Annotated in this window: 10 protein-coding genes and 1 pseudogene; 1 reads left to right on the plus strand and 10 read right to left on the minus strand. The window is 46.7% G+C overall.

Annotation, left to right across the window (positions count from 1 at the left end):
* Positions 1-21: 21 nt before the first annotated feature.
* The gene (locus tag L1D23_RS13015) at positions 22-1,329 is read left to right on the plus strand and encodes an anaerobic C4-dicarboxylate transporter (protein WP_239866910.1); all 1,308 of its coding nucleotides are present in this window, start codon (positions 22-24) and stop codon (positions 1,327-1,329) included.
* Between the two features lie 84 nt (positions 1,330-1,413).
* Here L1D23_RS13015 and rpoC read toward each other — a convergent pair whose 3' ends face one another.
* The 10 genes and pseudogenes from rpoC to tuf (L1D23_RS13065) form a co-directional block, all read right to left on the minus strand.
* Entirely contained in the window at positions 1,414-5,619 is a 4,206-nt protein-coding gene (rpoC, locus tag L1D23_RS13020; protein ID WP_239866913.1) for a DNA-directed RNA polymerase subunit beta', read from the minus strand.
* Positions 5,620-5,698: 79 nt separating this feature from the next.
* Entirely contained in the window at positions 5,699-9,727 is a 4,029-nt protein-coding gene (gene rpoB, locus L1D23_RS13025; protein WP_239866916.1) for a DNA-directed RNA polymerase subunit beta, read from the minus strand.
* Between the two features lie 231 nt (positions 9,728-9,958).
* A complete protein-coding gene (gene rplL, locus L1D23_RS13030) occupies positions 9,959-10,327 on the minus strand; it encodes a 50S ribosomal protein L7/L12 (protein ID WP_006957113.1) in 369 nt (122 codons plus the stop codon).
* A 58-nt stretch (positions 10,328-10,385) separates the two neighbouring features.
* Complete coding sequence (rplJ, locus tag L1D23_RS13035) at positions 10,386-10,880, minus strand: 50S ribosomal protein L10 (RefSeq protein ID WP_006957114.1); 495 nt, start codon at positions 10,878-10,880, stop codon at positions 10,386-10,388.
* 280 nt (positions 10,881-11,160) lie between these two features.
* Positions 11,161-11,865: a 50S ribosomal protein L1 gene (gene rplA, locus L1D23_RS13040; protein ID WP_004747603.1), complete on the minus strand. Its 705-nt coding sequence runs from the start codon at positions 11,863-11,865 to the stop codon at positions 11,161-11,163.
* 4 nt (positions 11,866-11,869) lie between these two features.
* The gene (rplK, locus tag L1D23_RS13045; protein WP_006957115.1) at positions 11,870-12,298 is read right to left on the minus strand and encodes a 50S ribosomal protein L11; all 429 of its coding nucleotides are present in this window, start codon (positions 12,296-12,298) and stop codon (positions 11,870-11,872) included.
* Positions 12,299-12,441: 143 nt separating this feature from the next.
* The gene (gene nusG / locus L1D23_RS13050) at positions 12,442-12,990 is read right to left on the minus strand and encodes a transcription termination/antitermination protein NusG (protein WP_239838041.1); all 549 of its coding nucleotides are present in this window, start codon (positions 12,988-12,990) and stop codon (positions 12,442-12,444) included.
* Between the two features lie 13 nt (positions 12,991-13,003).
* On the minus strand, positions 13,004-13,384 hold the full coding sequence (secE, locus tag L1D23_RS13055) for a preprotein translocase subunit SecE (RefSeq protein WP_239838038.1): 381 nt from the start codon (positions 13,382-13,384) through the stop codon (positions 13,004-13,006).
* A gap of 276 nt (positions 13,385-13,660) precedes the next feature.
* Positions 13,661-13,804: pseudogene (gene tuf, locus L1D23_RS13060) on the minus strand (elongation factor Tu); the annotation flags it as partial.
* Positions 13,805-13,810: 6 nt separating this feature from the next.
* Positions 13,811-15,247 carry an elongation factor Tu gene (tuf, locus tag L1D23_RS13065; RefSeq protein WP_239866919.1) on the minus strand — a complete coding sequence of 479 codons (1,437 nt, stop codon included), beginning with the start codon at positions 15,245-15,247 and terminating at the stop codon, positions 13,811-13,813.
* Between the last annotated feature and the right edge of the window lie 97 nt (positions 15,248-15,344).

The following is a 15,344-nucleotide window of genomic DNA, read 5'->3' on the forward strand; positions in this document are numbered from 1 at the left end:
TAACAATATGAGGTAATTATCATGGTAGCGGTCGAACTATTAGTCGTTCTGCTCTTTATCTTTTTAGGAGCCAGAATAGGTGGGATTGGCATTGGCTTTGCGGGGGGTGCAGGCGTTATCGCATTGTCATTAATTCTTGGCGTACCGACCAGTCAGGCCTACATTCCTGTGGATGTAATTCTGATCATCATGTCGGTCATCACAGCGATTGCCGCGATGCAGGTCGCCGGTGGTATGGATTGGTTAGTACAACTGGCAGAAAACTTCTTGCGCAAAAACCCAGAGCGCATCACCTTTTATGCGCCTATCGTCACTTTCCTTATGACATTAATGGCAGGTACGGGTCACACCGCATTTTCCACACTGCCTGTTATTGCGGAAGTCGCAAAAGGTCAAGGGGTGCGTCCATCGCGTCCTCTCTCTATTGCTGTGGTCGCATCGCAAATCGCGATTACCGCTTCCCCAATCTCAGCAGCCGTCGTGGCATTCGCTGCGATGCTGGCACCAATGGGGGTTGATTACCTGACACTGCTTGCGGTGTGCATCCCAACCACCTTCATTGCTTGTATGATTGGCGCATTCGTCGCTAACTTTATGGGGAGTGAATTAAAAGATGACCCGATTTATCAGGAGCGCTTGGAGAAAGGTCTGATCAAACTCGCAACGGAAAAGCAGCGTGACATTCTTCCAACAGCGAAAACAGCCACATATATCTTCCTTGCAGCAATTGGTTTCGTGGTTTGCTACGCGGCGGCCATCTCTAAATCCGTAGGCCTGATTGTTGATCCAGCACTTGGCCGTAACGAAGCCATCATGACAGTGATGCTGGCCGCAGCAGCAGCGATCGTTTTATTTACAAAGATTGATGCTGCAAAAATTCCTAACGCCTCAACGTTCCGTTCTGGAATGACCGCTTGTGTGTGTGTTCTAGGTGTGGCTTGGTTAGGTTCAACCTTCGTCAACGCGCATGTGGATGGCATTAAAGAAGTCGCAGGCGCGCTGCTGTCTGATTACCCATGGCTACTGGCGATGGTACTGTTCTTTGCTTCTATGCTGCTTTACTCGCAAGGAGCAACCACAGTGGCTCTGATGCCAGCAGCACTTGCAATCGGTGTCGCTCCGCTCACAGCAGTGGCTTCTTTCGCCGCAGTAAGCGCACTATTCGTTCTACCGACTTACCCAACTCTGCTTGCCGCAGTGGAAATGGATGACACAGGTTCAACTCGCATCGGCAGCTATGTCTTTAACCACCCATTCTTCATTCCGGGTGTGGTGACCATTGCTTCAGCGGTTGGATTAGGTTTCACTTTCGGTGGTTTACTTATCTAACCAAAGGGAAAAACGAACCTCCCGACATAAAAAAATCCCCAAGCTAAGCTTGGGGATTTTTATTATCTTCTTATTAGTCCGCGATTACTCGTCAGCAGAGAAACCTGCGTTTAGCAATGCTGCAAGATTGTCAGTGGCTTGCTCTGCTGAAGGACCTTCTTGTTCTTCAGTGCGCTTAGCTTGACGATCTTGGTGGTAAGCGAAACCTGTACCTGCTGGGATTAGACGACCAACAATGACGTTTTCTTTCAGACCACGTAGCTCATCACGTTTACCAGAAACAGCTGCTTCTGTTAGTACGCGAGTTGTCTCCTGGAACGATGCCGCAGAGATGAACGATTCAGTCGCTAGAGATGCCTTAGTAATACCAAGTAGCTCACGCTCGAAACGTACTAACTCTTTACCTTCAGCTTCTAGCTGACGGTTAGCAATCTTAACGTTCGCGTATTCAACCTGTTCACCAACTAGGAACTCTGTAGAGTCACCTGCGTGAGTGATTGTACACTTACGTAGCATCTGACGAACGATAGTCTCAATGTGCTTATCGTTAATCTTAACGCCTTGCAGACGATATACTTCTTGAACTTCGTTCGCGATGTACTGAGTCACAGCGTGGATGCCACGTAGACGAAGAATGTCATGTGGAGACTCTGGACCATCTGCGATCACGTCACCACGTTCAACTTTCTCGCCTTCGAATACGTTAAGCTGACGATGCTTAGGAATCATCTCTTCGTAAGCGTCACCGCCTTCACGAGTGATTACTAGACGACGCTTACCTTTCGTTTCTTTACCAAAGCTCACAGTACCTGTGTGCTCAGCAAGGATCGCAGGCTCTTTAGGCTTACGAGCTTCGAATAGGTCAGCTACGCGTGGTAGACCACCGGTGATATCTTTGTTACCGCCAGATTTCTGAGGGATACGAGATAGCGTATCACCCACGCCTACTTCTGCGCCATCTTCGATGTTTACAATCGCTTTACCAGGTAAGAAGTAGTGAGCTGGCATATCTGTACCAGGGATCATTACGTCGTTACCTTGCTCATCAACAAGTTTGATAGCTGGACGCATATCTTTACCTGCTGCTGGGCGAGCGGCAGCTTCTGTAACTTCGCTTGAAGATAGACCCGTTAGATCATCGGTTTGACGAGAAACTGTCACACCATCGATCATGTCTACAAACTGGATGCGACCTGCCACTTCAGTAATGATTGGCATGGTGTGCGCTTCCCAGTTCGCTACTGTTTCACCAGCTTCAACGGCATCGTTGTCGCCTTTAGAAAGTAGAGAACCGTATGGCAGTTTGTGCTTCTCTTTAGTACGGCCAAATTCGTCAATGATGGTTAGCTCTGATGCACGAGAAGTGATCACTAGCTTGCCATCTTTGTTTGTAACGAATTTCGCGTTATGAAGCTTAACCGTACCTGTAGTCTTAGCTTGGATGCTGTTCTCTGCAGCTGCAGTCGATGCTGCACCACCGATGTGGAACGTACGCATTGTAAGCTGTGTACCTGGTTCACCGATAGACTGAGCAGCAATAACGCCGACAGCTTCACCTTGGTTCACTAGGTGACCACGTGCTAGGTCACGACCGTAACACTGTGCACAACAACCGAAGTCCGCATCACAAGTAACTACAGAGCGCACTTTCATGCGGTCAACTGAGTTCTCTTCCATGATCTGACACCACTTCTCATCAATTAGAGTGTTACGTGGGATCAGAACATCGTCCGTACCTGGCTTCAGTACGTCTTCTGCAACAACACGGCCTAGAGCAAGCTCAGAAAGCGCAACTTTAACGTCACCACCTTCAATGTGCGGCATCATGTCGATACCTTCGTGCGTGCCACAGTCATGCTCGTGTACAACAACGTCTTGAGCAACATCTACTAGACGACGAGTTAGGTAACCCGAGTTCGCTGTTTTCAGTGCTGTATCCGCAAGACCCTTACGAGCACCGTGCGTTGAGATAAAGTACTGAAGTACGTTTAGACCTTCTTTAAAGTTCGCAGTGATCGGCGTTTCGATGATTGAACCATCTGGACGAGCCATTAGACCACGCATACCTGCAAGCTGACGAATCTGAGCTGCAGAACCACGTGCGCCCGAGTCAGCCATCATGTAGATGCTGTTGAACGATTCTTGTTGCTCGTCTTCACCTTCACGGTTCACTACCGTTTCAGATGAAAGGTTTTCCATCATCAACTTAGCGACACGATCGTTGGTTGAAGCCCAAATATCGATCACTTTGTTGTAGCGCTCACCCGCAGTTACAAGACCAGATTGGTACTGTTCTTGAATTTCGCGAACTTCTGCTTCCGCTTCTTCGATCTCAGTGTATTTCGCATCTGGCACAACCATGTCGTCGATACCAACCGATACACCAGAAAGTGCTGCGTAAGCAAAACCTGTGTACATGATTTGGTCAGCGAAGATAACCGTATCTTTCAGACCTAGCTTACGGTAAGCCTCGTTAAGTAGGTGAGAGATTTGCTTCTTACCTAGCTTCTGGTTAACGATGCTGAACGGAAGACCAGATGGCACGATTTGCCATAGCATTGCACGACCGATAGTAGTATCAACTAGCTTAGTCTCTGTAGTGCTGTTGCCATCTTCATCTTTCACTGTCTCAGTGATACGAACTTTAACGCGAGCGTGTAGCTCTGCAGACTTAGTACGGTATGCTTTCTCAGCTTCAGCTGGGCTAGCAAGGTACATACCTTCGCCTTTGACGTTGATCTTGTCACGAGTCATGTAGTAAAGACCCAATACAACGTCCTGCGAAGGTACGATGATCGGATCACCTGACGCTGGCGACAGAATGTTGTTTGTCGACATCATCAGAGTACGAGCTTCAAGCTGTGCTTCTAGAGTTAGAGGCACGTGAACCGCCATTTGGTCACCATCGAAGTCCGCGTTGTACGCCGCACACACAAGTGGGTGTAGCTGAATCGCTTTACCTTCTATCAGTACTGGTTCGAACGCCTGGATACCTAGACGGTGAAGTGTAGGGGCACGGTTCAATAGTACTGGGTGTTCACGGATTACTTCGTCTAGGATATCCCAAACGACCGCTTCTTCACGCTCTACCATCTTCTTAGCCGCTTTGATTGTCGTTGCTAGGCCACGAGTCTCAAGCTTGCTGTAGATAAATGGTTTGAATAGCTCAAGTGCCATCTTCTTAGGAAGACCACACTGGTGCAAACGAAGGTATGGACCTACTGTGATTACAGAACGACCAGAGTAGTCTACACGTTTACCTAGAAGGTTCTGACGGAAACGACCTTGTTTACCCTTGATCATATCAGCAAGAGATTTCAGAGGACGCTTGTTCGAACCTGTGATCGCGCGACCGCGACGACCGTTGTCTAGTAGCGCATCAACAGACTCTTGCAGCATACGTTTTTCGTTACGTACGATGATGTCCGGAGCAGCAAGCTCTAGTAGACGCTTCAAACGGTTGTTACGGTTGATTACGCGACGGTATAGATCGTTCAGATCAGAAGTCGCGAAGCGACCGCCATCTAGTGGTACTAGAGGACGTAGATCTGGCGGAAGTACCGGAAGCACAGTTAGGATCATCCACTCTGGGTTGTTACCAGATTGAACGAACGCTTCAACTAGCTTCAGACGCTTAGTGATCTTCTTACGCTTAGTCTCTGAGTTAGTAGACTGAAGCTCTTCACGCATTTCTTCGATTTCAGCAGGCAGATCCATAGACGCAAGTAGGTCTTTGATCGCTTCTGCACCCATCTTAGCCGTGAATTCATCGCCCCACTCTTCTAGACGATCCAGATACTCTTCTTCAGTCAGCATCTGAGATTTTTCTAGATCCGTCATACCCGGTTCAGTTACTACGTACATTTCGAAGTAAAGAACACGCTCGATATCACGTAGAGGGATATCCATTAGTAGACCGATACGAGACGGCAATGATTTTAGGAACCAGATGTGAGCAACTGGTGAAGCAAGCTCGATGTGGCCCATACGGTCACGACGAACTTTAGTTTGTGTAACTTCAACGCCACACTTCTCACAAATAACACCACGGTGTTTCAGACGCTTATATTTGCCACAAAGACATTCGTAGTCTTTAACTGGACCAAAGATACGCGCACAGAACAGACCATCACGTTCAGGTTTGAACGTACGATAGTTGATCGTTTCAGGTTTTTTAACTTCACCGAAAGACCATGAACGGATCATGTCCGGTGAAGATAGACCGATTTTGATTGCATCAAATTCTTCGGTCTTATGCTGTGCTTTTAGAAAGTTTAATAAGTCTTTCACAATCAGCTCCTGTAAGGAGTTAAAAGGAGCCCACCCGCAAAACTAGGTGAGCACCTTCAACCAAATAACCCCGTGGGGATTACTCTTCGTCTTCTAGCTCGATGTTGATACCTAGCGAGCGAATCTCTTTCAACAGTACGTTGAACGATTCTGGCATGCCAGGTTCCATGCTGTGGTTACCGTCTACGATGTTTTTGTACATCTTAGTACGGCCGTTAACGTCATCCGACTTAACCGTTAGCATTTCTTGAAGCGTGTAAGCAGCACCGTATGCTTCTAGTGCCCATACTTCCATCTCACCGAAACGCTGACCACCGAACTGAGCTTTACCACCAAGTGGTTGCTGAGTTACTAGGCTGTACGAACCAGTAGAACGAGCGTGCATCTTGTCATCAACAAGGTGGTTCAGTTTCAGCATGTACATGTAACCAACCGTTACAGGACGCTCAAACGCATCACCTGTGCGACCATCAAACAGCGTTAACTGACCAGATTCTGGCAAGTCACCGAGTTTGAGAAGCTCTTTGATTGACGTTTCATTCGCACCATCAAATACTGGTGTCGCGATCGGCAGACCACCACGCAGGTTGTTGATCAGCGTACGAACTTCATCATCAGAAAGCGATGCAATATCGACTTGCTGACGAGTTTCGCCAAGATCGTAAACTTTCTGTAGGAAGTCACGGAACTTAGCCAGTTCTTGCTGCTCTTTCACCATTTGGTTGATCTTGTCACCGATGCCTTTCGCTGCCAGACCTAAGTGAACTTCTAGGATCTGACCGATGTTCATACGCGAAGGTACACCCAGTGGGTTCAGTACGATGTCAACCGGCTGGCCTTTCTCATCGTAAGGCATGTCTTCAACAGGGTTGATCTTAGAGATTACACCCTTGTTACCGTGACGACCCGCCATCTTATCACCAGGCTGGATACGACGTTTAACCGCAAGGTAAACCTTAACGATCTTCAGTACGCCAGGTGCGAGATCATCACCTTGTGTGATCTTACGACGCTTGGTTTCAAACTTCTTATCGAAATCAGCACGTAGCTCGTCATACTGCTCAGCAAGCTGTTCAAGTTGAGTCTGTTGAGCATCATCCTCAAGCGTTAACTCTAGCCACTTCTTACGATCGATAGTGTCTAGTTTCGCTTCAGTGTAACCACCATCGATGAGTACAGCTTTAACGCGGTTTAGAAGGCCACCCTCAAGAATCTGGAATTCTTCAGTCAGGTCTTTCTTCGCTTCTTTTAGCTGCATCTGTTCAATTTCAAGTGCACGTTTGTCTTTTTCGACACCGTCACGAGTAAATACTTGAACGTCGATGATCGTACCGGATACAGAGTTTGGTACGCGTAGAGACGTGTCTTTAACGTCTGATGCTTTCTCACCGAAGATAGCACGTAGTAGCTTCTCTTCAGGCGTTAGCTGAGTTTCACCTTTAGGCGTTACTTTACCTACAAGGATATCACCGCCTTTCACTTCCGCACCGATGTAAACGATACCTGACTCGTCTAGTTTAGACAGAGCAGATTCACCTACGTTTGGAATGTCAGCTGTGATTTCTTCAGCACCAAGCTTAGTATCACGCGCCACACAAGATAGCTCTTGAATGTGGATAGTCGTGAAACGGTCTTCTTGAACTACGCGCTCAGATACTAAAATCGAGTCTTCGAAGTTGTAACCGTTCCAAGGCATAAACGCGATACGCATGTTCTGACCAAGAGCTAGTTCACCAAGGTCTGTTGAAGGACCGTCAGCAAGAACGTCGCCACGTGCTACAGGTTCACCCGGCATCACACATGGACGCTGGTTGATACACGTATTTTGGTTAGAACGAGTGTATTTAGTTAGGTTGTAGATATCGATACCTGCTTCGCCAGGGATCAGCTCGTCTTCGTTAACTTTAACAACGATACGAGAGGCATCTACAGACTGGATTACACCACCACGTTTCGCTACCGCTGTAACACCAGAGTCAACGGCGATGTTACGCTCGATACCAGTACCAACTAGAGGCTTGTCAGCCTTAAGTGTTGGAACTGCCTGACGTTGCATGTTCGCACCCATCAATGCACGGTTCGCATCATCGTGTTCTAGGAACGGGATAAGCGATGCAGCGATAGATACAACCTGGTTAGTTGCAACGTCCATGTAGTCAACATGTTCGCGTGGGTGTAGGCCAGATTCACCTTTCTGACGAGCTGTGATTAGCTCTTCAGCAAATGTACCTTGTTCAGTAAGAACCGTGTTCGCCTGAGCGATAACGTACTGACCTTCCTGAATAGCAGATAGGTAATCGACTTCGTCTGTTACTACGCCATCTACTACGCGACGGTATGGAGTCTCTAGGAAACCGTACTCGTTACAACGCGCAAACGCAGATAGAGAGTTAATCAGACCGATGTTTGGACCTTCAGGCGTTTCGATAGGACATAGACGACCGTAGTGAGTTACGTGTACGTCACGTACTTCGAAGCCAGCACGTTCACGAGTCAGACCGCCAGGACCCAGTGCAGAAATACGACGCTTGTGCGTTACTTCTGATAACGGGTTGTTTTGGTCCATGAACTGTGAAAGCTGTGAAGAGCCAAAGAATTCTTTAACCGCAGCAGAGATAGGCTTAGCGTTGATTAGATCTTGAGGCATGATTGCATCAAGGTCACCAAGGCTTAGACGCTCTTTAACAGCACGTTCAACACGTACTAGACCAACGCGGAATTGGTTTTCTGCCATTTCGCCAACGCTGCGGATACGACGGTTACCTAAGTGGTCGATATCGTCCACTTCACCGATGCCGTTACGAATAGCGATCAGCTTCTTCATCACTTCGATGATATCTGTTTCATCAAGTGTGCCTTGCTCTTGAGCATCTTCACGTTCGATAGAGCTGTTGAACTTCATACGACCAACAGTCGATAGATCGTAACGCTCTTCTGAGAAGAATAGGCTGTCGAATAGTGCTTCAGCAGCTTCTTTCGTTGGTGGCTCACCAGGGCGCATCATGCGGTAGATTTCTACCAGTGCAGAAATACGATCAACAGTGCTGTCGATACGTAGCGTGTCTGACATGAATGGACCGTGATCTAGGTCGTTCGTAAATAGAACTTCTAGAGCTTTATGGCCTGCCTGAGATAGATTCGCTAGTGCTTCAAGACTGATTTCTTGGTTAGCCGCAACGATGATCTCGCCAGTCGCTTCGTTGATGTAGTCTTTCGAAGACACTTTGCCTACGATGTACTCTACTGGTACTTCGATGTGCTCAACGCCATCTTTTTCAAGCTGACGGATGTGGCGTGCCGTTACACGACGACCTGTTTCAACGTAAGTCTTGCCGTTTGCTTCGATATCGAATGACGCAGTTTCACCACGTAGACGATCAGGAACCAACTCCATAAGTAGAGTTTGATCTTTAACCTCGAAGTTCACCTTCTCAAAGAAGATGTCCAGGATCTCTTCTGTCGTCTTACCTAGTGCGCGAAGAATGATAGATGCTGGTAGCTTACGACGGCGGTCAATACGTACGTATAGGTTGTCCTTAGGATCAAACTCGAAATCAAGCCATGAACCACGGTAAGGAATGATACGTGCGTTATATAGAACTTTACCTGAAGAGTGGGTCTTACCTTTATCGCTGTCGAAGAATACACCTGGGCTTCTGTGCAGCTGGGATACGATAACCCTCTCGGTACCATTGATAACGAAGGTACCATTGTCTGTCATAAGCGGAATTTCGCCCATGTAGACTTCTTGTTCTTTAATGTCTTTTACAGTACCTGCTGGCGCGTCTTTATCAAAGATAACTAGGCGTAGTTTTACGCGAAGTGGTTTTGAGTAAGTTACGCCGCGAATTTGACATTCTTTAACATCAAAAACTGGCTCACCAAGACGGTAGCTAACGTATTGCAGCTCGGAATTGCCGTTGTAGCTCTGAATTGGAAATACAGAACGGAAAGCAGCTTCAAGACCGTATTGACCTTCAGGATCCTGTTCGATGAATTTTTCGAACGAATCGAGCTGGATCGATAGCAGGTATGGAATGTCCAACACTTGTGGACGAGTACCAAAGTCCTTACGGATGCGCTTTTTCTCGGTATAAGAGTAAACCATGGGGTTCCTCAGCTCGCTGATAAGTGACCCAAACTGTCTCCAATCGTTATGAGACAGTGACTAACACCTGTTTGAATGTAGTGACATTTCATTAAGCTGTAATGAAATGTTTTTTGCTAGGAACCTGGGTGCTCAAACAGCGGAAAAATCACCCAACCCCTACAGCGCAAAAAGGCCGGTGGTTATAAAACCACCAGCCATTAGCCGTTAGGCTAAGAAACTATGCAATAATTACTTAACAGTAACACTTGCACCAGCTTCTTCTAGCTGAGCTTTAAGAGCTTCAGCTTCATCTTTCTCGATGCCTTCTTTTAGAGGTGCAGGTGCGCCGTCTACTAGAGCTTTAGCTTCTTTAAGACCTAGGCCAGTTGCGCCACGTACTGCTTTGATTACAGCAACTTTGTTACCGCCAGCAGATTCTAGGATTACGTCGAATTCAGTTTGCTCAGCAGCAGCTTCGCCACCAGCAGCGCCGCCAGCTACAACAGCAGCAGCAGCAGAAACACCGAATTTCTCTTCCATTGCTTCGATTAGTTCAACAACTTGCATTACAGACATTTCTGCAACTGCGTCTAGGATTTGCTCGTTAGTAATAGACATAACAATTCTCTTTTAAAATCAACAATAAGTTTAATTAGCAACCAGTAAAAAGCAAGGCTTATGCCGCAGCTTCTTCTTTTTGATCGCGTAGTGCAGCGATAGTACGTACCAGCTTGCCTGCAGAAGCTTCTTTCATGCACATCATTAGGCGTGCAATTGCTTCGTCGTAAGTTGGTAGTGTCGCTAGTACTTCAGCATCAGTAACTGCGCCTTCGAATGCAGCAGCTTTGATCTCGAACTTGTCGTTCTCTTTAGCGAAGTCTTTGAAAAGACGCGCTGCGGCACCTGGGTGCTCGTTAGAGAATGCGATTAGAGTAGGACCAGTGAAAGTGTCTGTTAGACACTCGTAGTCTGTACCTTCAACCGCACGACGCGCTAGAGTATTACGAACAACTTTCAGGTAAACGCCCGCTTCACGAGCTTGTTTACGTAGAGAAGTCATCGCGCCTACTTCAACGCCACGAGAGTCAGCTACAACTGCAGAAAGTGCACCACTGGCAGCTTCGTTGACTTCAGCAACAATTGCTTTTTTGTCTTGAAGGTTTAAAGCCATCTTGGATTTACTCCTGGTTGTCGTTACACCACTCACTATTATCACAACAGTGAGAGCTATTGAGGTGCTTCCCAGAAGAAAGGTAACTATTTACATAGAGCTTTCTGTCAGTTCGGGCACCATCTACGTAGGGTAATTAAGTCTTTATTTATCAAATAAATTCAGACGCCTACGGTCTTGGACGGAGACTGGGTCTTAATTCTTACAGAACCAAAGTTCAGCCCCAACCACAAATATTAGGCGCGAAATTATACACAAATTTCGCGCCTAAGCAAATATATTAGTTTGCTAGAGTGTTCAGGCTAGCCTGATCAACAGCAACACCAGCACCCATAGTAGTAGAGATGCTTACTTTCTGCAGGAATGTACCCTTAGCAGAAGATGGCTTAGCTTTCTTCAGAGCAACTAGAAGTGCTTCTAGGTTCTCTTTGATCTGCTCAGCAGAGAAGTTTGCTTTACCGATAGTAGTGTGGATGATGCCGTTCTTGTCGTTACGGTAACGAACCTGACCAGCTTTAGCGTTCTTAACTGCTTCAGCAACGTTAGGAGTTACAGTACCAACTTTAGGGTTTGGCATTAGACCGCGAGGACCTAGGATAGTACCTAGTTGACCTACAACGCGCATTGCATCTGGAGAAGCAACAACTACGTCAAAGTTCATTTCGCCTTTCTTCACTTGCTCAGCAAGATCTTCCATACCAACGATGTCTGCGCCAGCTTCTTTAGCTGCTTCAGCGTTTGCACCTTGAGTGAACACTGCAACGCGGATTTCGCGGCCAGTACCGTGAGGTAGTACAGTTGCACCACGTACGTTCTGGTCAGATTTACGAGCATCGATGCCTAGGTTAACAGCAACGTCTACAGACTCAACGAATTTAGCAGTTGCTAGTTCTTGAAGAAGAGCAACAGCTTCGTTGATTTCGTATTCTTTAGTTACGTCAACTTTTTCGCGGATTACGCGCATGCGCTTAGTTAGTTTTGCCATGATCTTAACCCTCTACCACTAGGCCCATTGAACGAGCAGTACCCGCGATTGAACGCTTCATTGCTTCGATGTCAGCACCAGTCATATCAGCAGCTTTAGTTTCTGCGATTTCTTGGATTTGAGCGTCAGTTACAGTACCCACTTTTTCAGTGTTTGGACGACCTGAACCAGACTTAACGCCAGCCGCTTTCTTAAGAAGAACTGCAGCAGGTGGAGTCTTAGTGATGAACGTGAAAGAACGGTCGTTGTATACAGTGATAACAACAGGAGTCGGTAGACCTTTCTCGATAGATTCTGTTTTTGCGTTAAACGCTTTACAGAATTCCATGATGTTAACACCGTGTTGACCTAGAGCAGGACCAACTGGTGGACTTGGGTTTGCCATACCAGCAGCAACTTGCAGCTTGATGTAAGCTTCAACTTTCTTAGCCATGATTTTTCCTAATTTTGGGTACAAACGCTAATCGACCGATCAGCTCCCCGTTTACGTAAATAACTTTTTGCTTCGACAGAAGCAAAAAGGCGCGAAATTATAGTCATAATTCGCGCCTTAAACAACCCTAAAAAGGTGTTTTTTTAATCAAGTTTTTCAACCTGACCAAACTCAAGCTCAACTGGTGTTGCACGACCAAAGATCGATACAGACACTTTCAGGCGGCTCTTCTCATAATCCACTTCTTCAACCGTACCGTTGAAGTCAGCAAATGGACCATCAGTAACACGTACCACTTCACCGGCTTCGTACATAGTACGCGGGCGAGGAGACTCGCTCGCTTTCTCAAGACGGTTAAGGATAGCATCAGCTTCTTTATCAGTGATAGGAGCTGGACGGTCAGAGGTACCACCAATGAAGCCCATGACACGCGGCACGCTGCGTACTAAGTGCCATGATTCATCGTTCATAATCATCTGAACGAGGACGTAACCTGGGAAGAATTTACGCTCAGACTTACGACGTTGACCTGCGCGCATTTCCACTACTTCTTCAGTAGGAACAAGAACTTCACCAAACAGCTCTTCCATGCCATGCATTTTGATATGCTCGCGAAGAGACTGAGCTACACGGCCTTCAAATCCAGAGAAGGCTTGAACCACATACCAGCGTTTTTTAGGAGCTTCACTCATGAATTAAAACCCTCTATACCCCAGTCACAAAGTTGACAAGACGAACCATAATGCCGTCAATGCCCCAAAGTGCTAGAGCCATTACAATACTTACAGCTAAAACGATCAAAGTAGTTTGCATAGTTTCTTGACGTGTAGGCCAAACCACTTTACGAACTTCCATACGAGATTCTTTAGCGAACTCGATCGCAGCTTTACCTTTTGTTGTTGTAGCAGCAACACCTAGTGCCGCAGCAATCAATACAACAACACCTGCAGCGCGAATCACTACAGACATTTCACCATACAGGTAATTACCCACAACAGCGGCAGTCAGCAGAACGAAAGTGACAATCCACTTGAAGATATCTGCGCCATTTGAGCTTTCAGGAGTTTCAGCATTATTTGCTTTCATAAAACCAAACCTGTCACAAGTCTTAATATAGACGACAACAACCCCGCTGTTGCAGGGCAAATCCATGAGACGCTAACCTTACTCGATTGGCGAACTCTCTTAATGACCAAGAAGCAACATCTTGGGCAAAAAATCCTGCTTAATATTTGCTTGGATAAGAAATTAGCAAACATTATATTTAGTGCAGAAAAAGGGCATCAAATGATGCCCTTTTTGCTACTGGTTCGTCAAATCTTATTCAAAGATTTTTCAGAAGTCTTCAGCAATTCCTAAGAATTAGTCGAAGATCTTAGCAACAACACCAGCACCTACTGTACGGCCACCTTCACGGATCGCGAAACGAAGACCTTCGTCCATTGCGATTGGTGCGATTAGCTCTACAGTCATCTTGATGTTATCGCCTGGCATTACCANAATTCCTAAGAATTAGTCGAAGATCTTAGCAACAACACCAGCACCTACTGTACGGCCACCTTCACGGATCGCGAAACGAAGACCTTCGTCCATTGCGATTGGTGCGATTAGCTCTACAGTCATCTTGATGTTATCGCCTGGCATTACCATTTCTACGCCTTCTGGTAGCTCGATGTTACCAGTTACGTCAGTTGTACGGAAGTAGAACTGTGGACGGTAGCCTTTGAAGAACGGAGTATGACGGCCGCCTTCGTCTTTAGAAAGTACRTATACTTCTGAYTCGAACTTAGTGTGTGGGTTGATTGACTTAGGAGCCGCTAGTACTTGACCACGCTCTACTTCGTCACGCTTAGTACCACGTAGAAGTGCACCAACGTTCTCACCCGCACGACCTTCRTCTAGAAGCTTACGGAACATCTCAACACCWGTACAAGTAGTTGTTGTAGTCTCTTTRATACCTACGATTTCTACTTCGTCACCTACTGTTAGGATACCACGCTCGATACGACCAGTTACTACTGTACCACGACCTTGGATTGAGAATACRTCTTCGATAGGCATTAGGAATGGCTGATCGATTGCACGCTCTGGCTCTGGGATGTAGTTGTCTAGTGCTTCTGCTAGCTCAACGATTTTCGCTTCCCACTGCTCTTCGCCGTTTAGKGCRCCTAGTGCAGAACCTTGGATAACTGGTAGGTCATCACCTGGGAAATCGTACTCAGATAGAAGTTCACGAACTTCCATTTCTACTAGCTCAAGTAGCTCTTCATCGTCAACCATGTCACATTTGTTCATGAATACGATGATGTATGGGATACCAACCTGACGGCCTAGTAGGATGTGCTCACGAGTTTGTGGCATTGGGCCATCTGTCGCAGCAACAACTAGGATACCACCGTCCATCTGTGCAGCACCTGTGATCATGTTCTTAACATAATCCGCGTGTCCTGGACAGTCTACGTGTGCGTAGTGACGAGTTGGAGTGTCGTACTCAACGTGAGATGTTGCGATTGTGATACCGCGCTCACGCTCTTCTGGAGCGTTATCGATTGATGCGAAGTCTTTCGCTTCACCGCCGTACACTTTAGCAAGAGTTGTACAGATTGCAGCAGTTAGAGTTGTTTTACCGTGGTCAACGTGGCCGATAGTACCAACGTTTACGTGCGGTTTCGTACGTTCAAATTTTTCTTTAGACATGAGTTGTCCCTCTAGGTACGGATTTAGTTGGCTTTGATGACCACGCGACAAAAAAGTCTTGGTNATTGTGATACCGCGCTCACGCTCTTCTGGAGCGTTATCGATTGATGCGAAGTCTTTCGCTTCACCGCCGTACACTTTAGCAAGAGTTGTACAGATTGCAGCAGTTAGAGTTGTTTTACCGTGGTCAACGTGGCCGATAGTACCAACGTTTACGTGCGGTTTCGTACGTTCAAATTTTTCTTTAGACATGAGTTGTCCCTCTAGGTACGGATTTAGGTGGCTTTGATGACCACGCAACCAAAAAGTCTTGGTGATAAACTTCTCTTAATCACTAAACGTAGTTTAG

It is taken from the genome of Vibrio sp. Isolate24 (assembly GCF_022398215.1).
Taxonomy (GTDB): Bacteria; Pseudomonadota; Gammaproteobacteria; order Enterobacterales; family Vibrionaceae; genus Vibrio; species Vibrio coralliilyticus_A.

Bases quoted from the DNA above. Each gene is read 5' to 3' on its own strand.
- rplA (WP_004747603.1), bottom strand. From the start codon at position 11,865: ATGGCAAAACTAACTAAGCGCATGCGCGTAATCCGCGAAAAAGTTGAC.
- nusG (WP_239838041.1), bottom strand. From the start codon at position 12,990: ATGAGTGAAGCTCCTAAAAAACGCTGGTATGTGGTTCAAGCCTTCTCT.
- rpoB (WP_239866916.1), bottom strand. From the start codon at position 9,727: ATGGTTTACTCTTATACCGAGAAAAAGCGCATCCGTAAGGACTTTGGT.
- rplJ (WP_006957114.1), bottom strand. From the start codon at position 10,880: ATGGCTTTAAACCTTCAAGACAAAAAAGCAATTGTTGCTGAAGTCAAC.
- rplL (WP_006957113.1), bottom strand. From the start codon at position 10,327: ATGTCTATTACTAACGAGCAAATCCTAGACGCAGTTGCAGAAATGTCT.
- rplK (WP_006957115.1), bottom strand. From the start codon at position 12,298: ATGGCTAAGAAAGTTGAAGCTTACATCAAGCTGCAAGTTGCTGCTGGT.
- L1D23_RS13015 (WP_239866910.1), top strand. From the start codon at position 22: ATGGTAGCGGTCGAACTATTAGTCGTTCTGCTCTTTATCTTTTTAGGA.
- secE (WP_239838038.1), bottom strand. From the start codon at position 13,384: ATGAAAGCAAATAATGCTGAAACTCCTGAAAGCTCAAATGGCGCAGAT.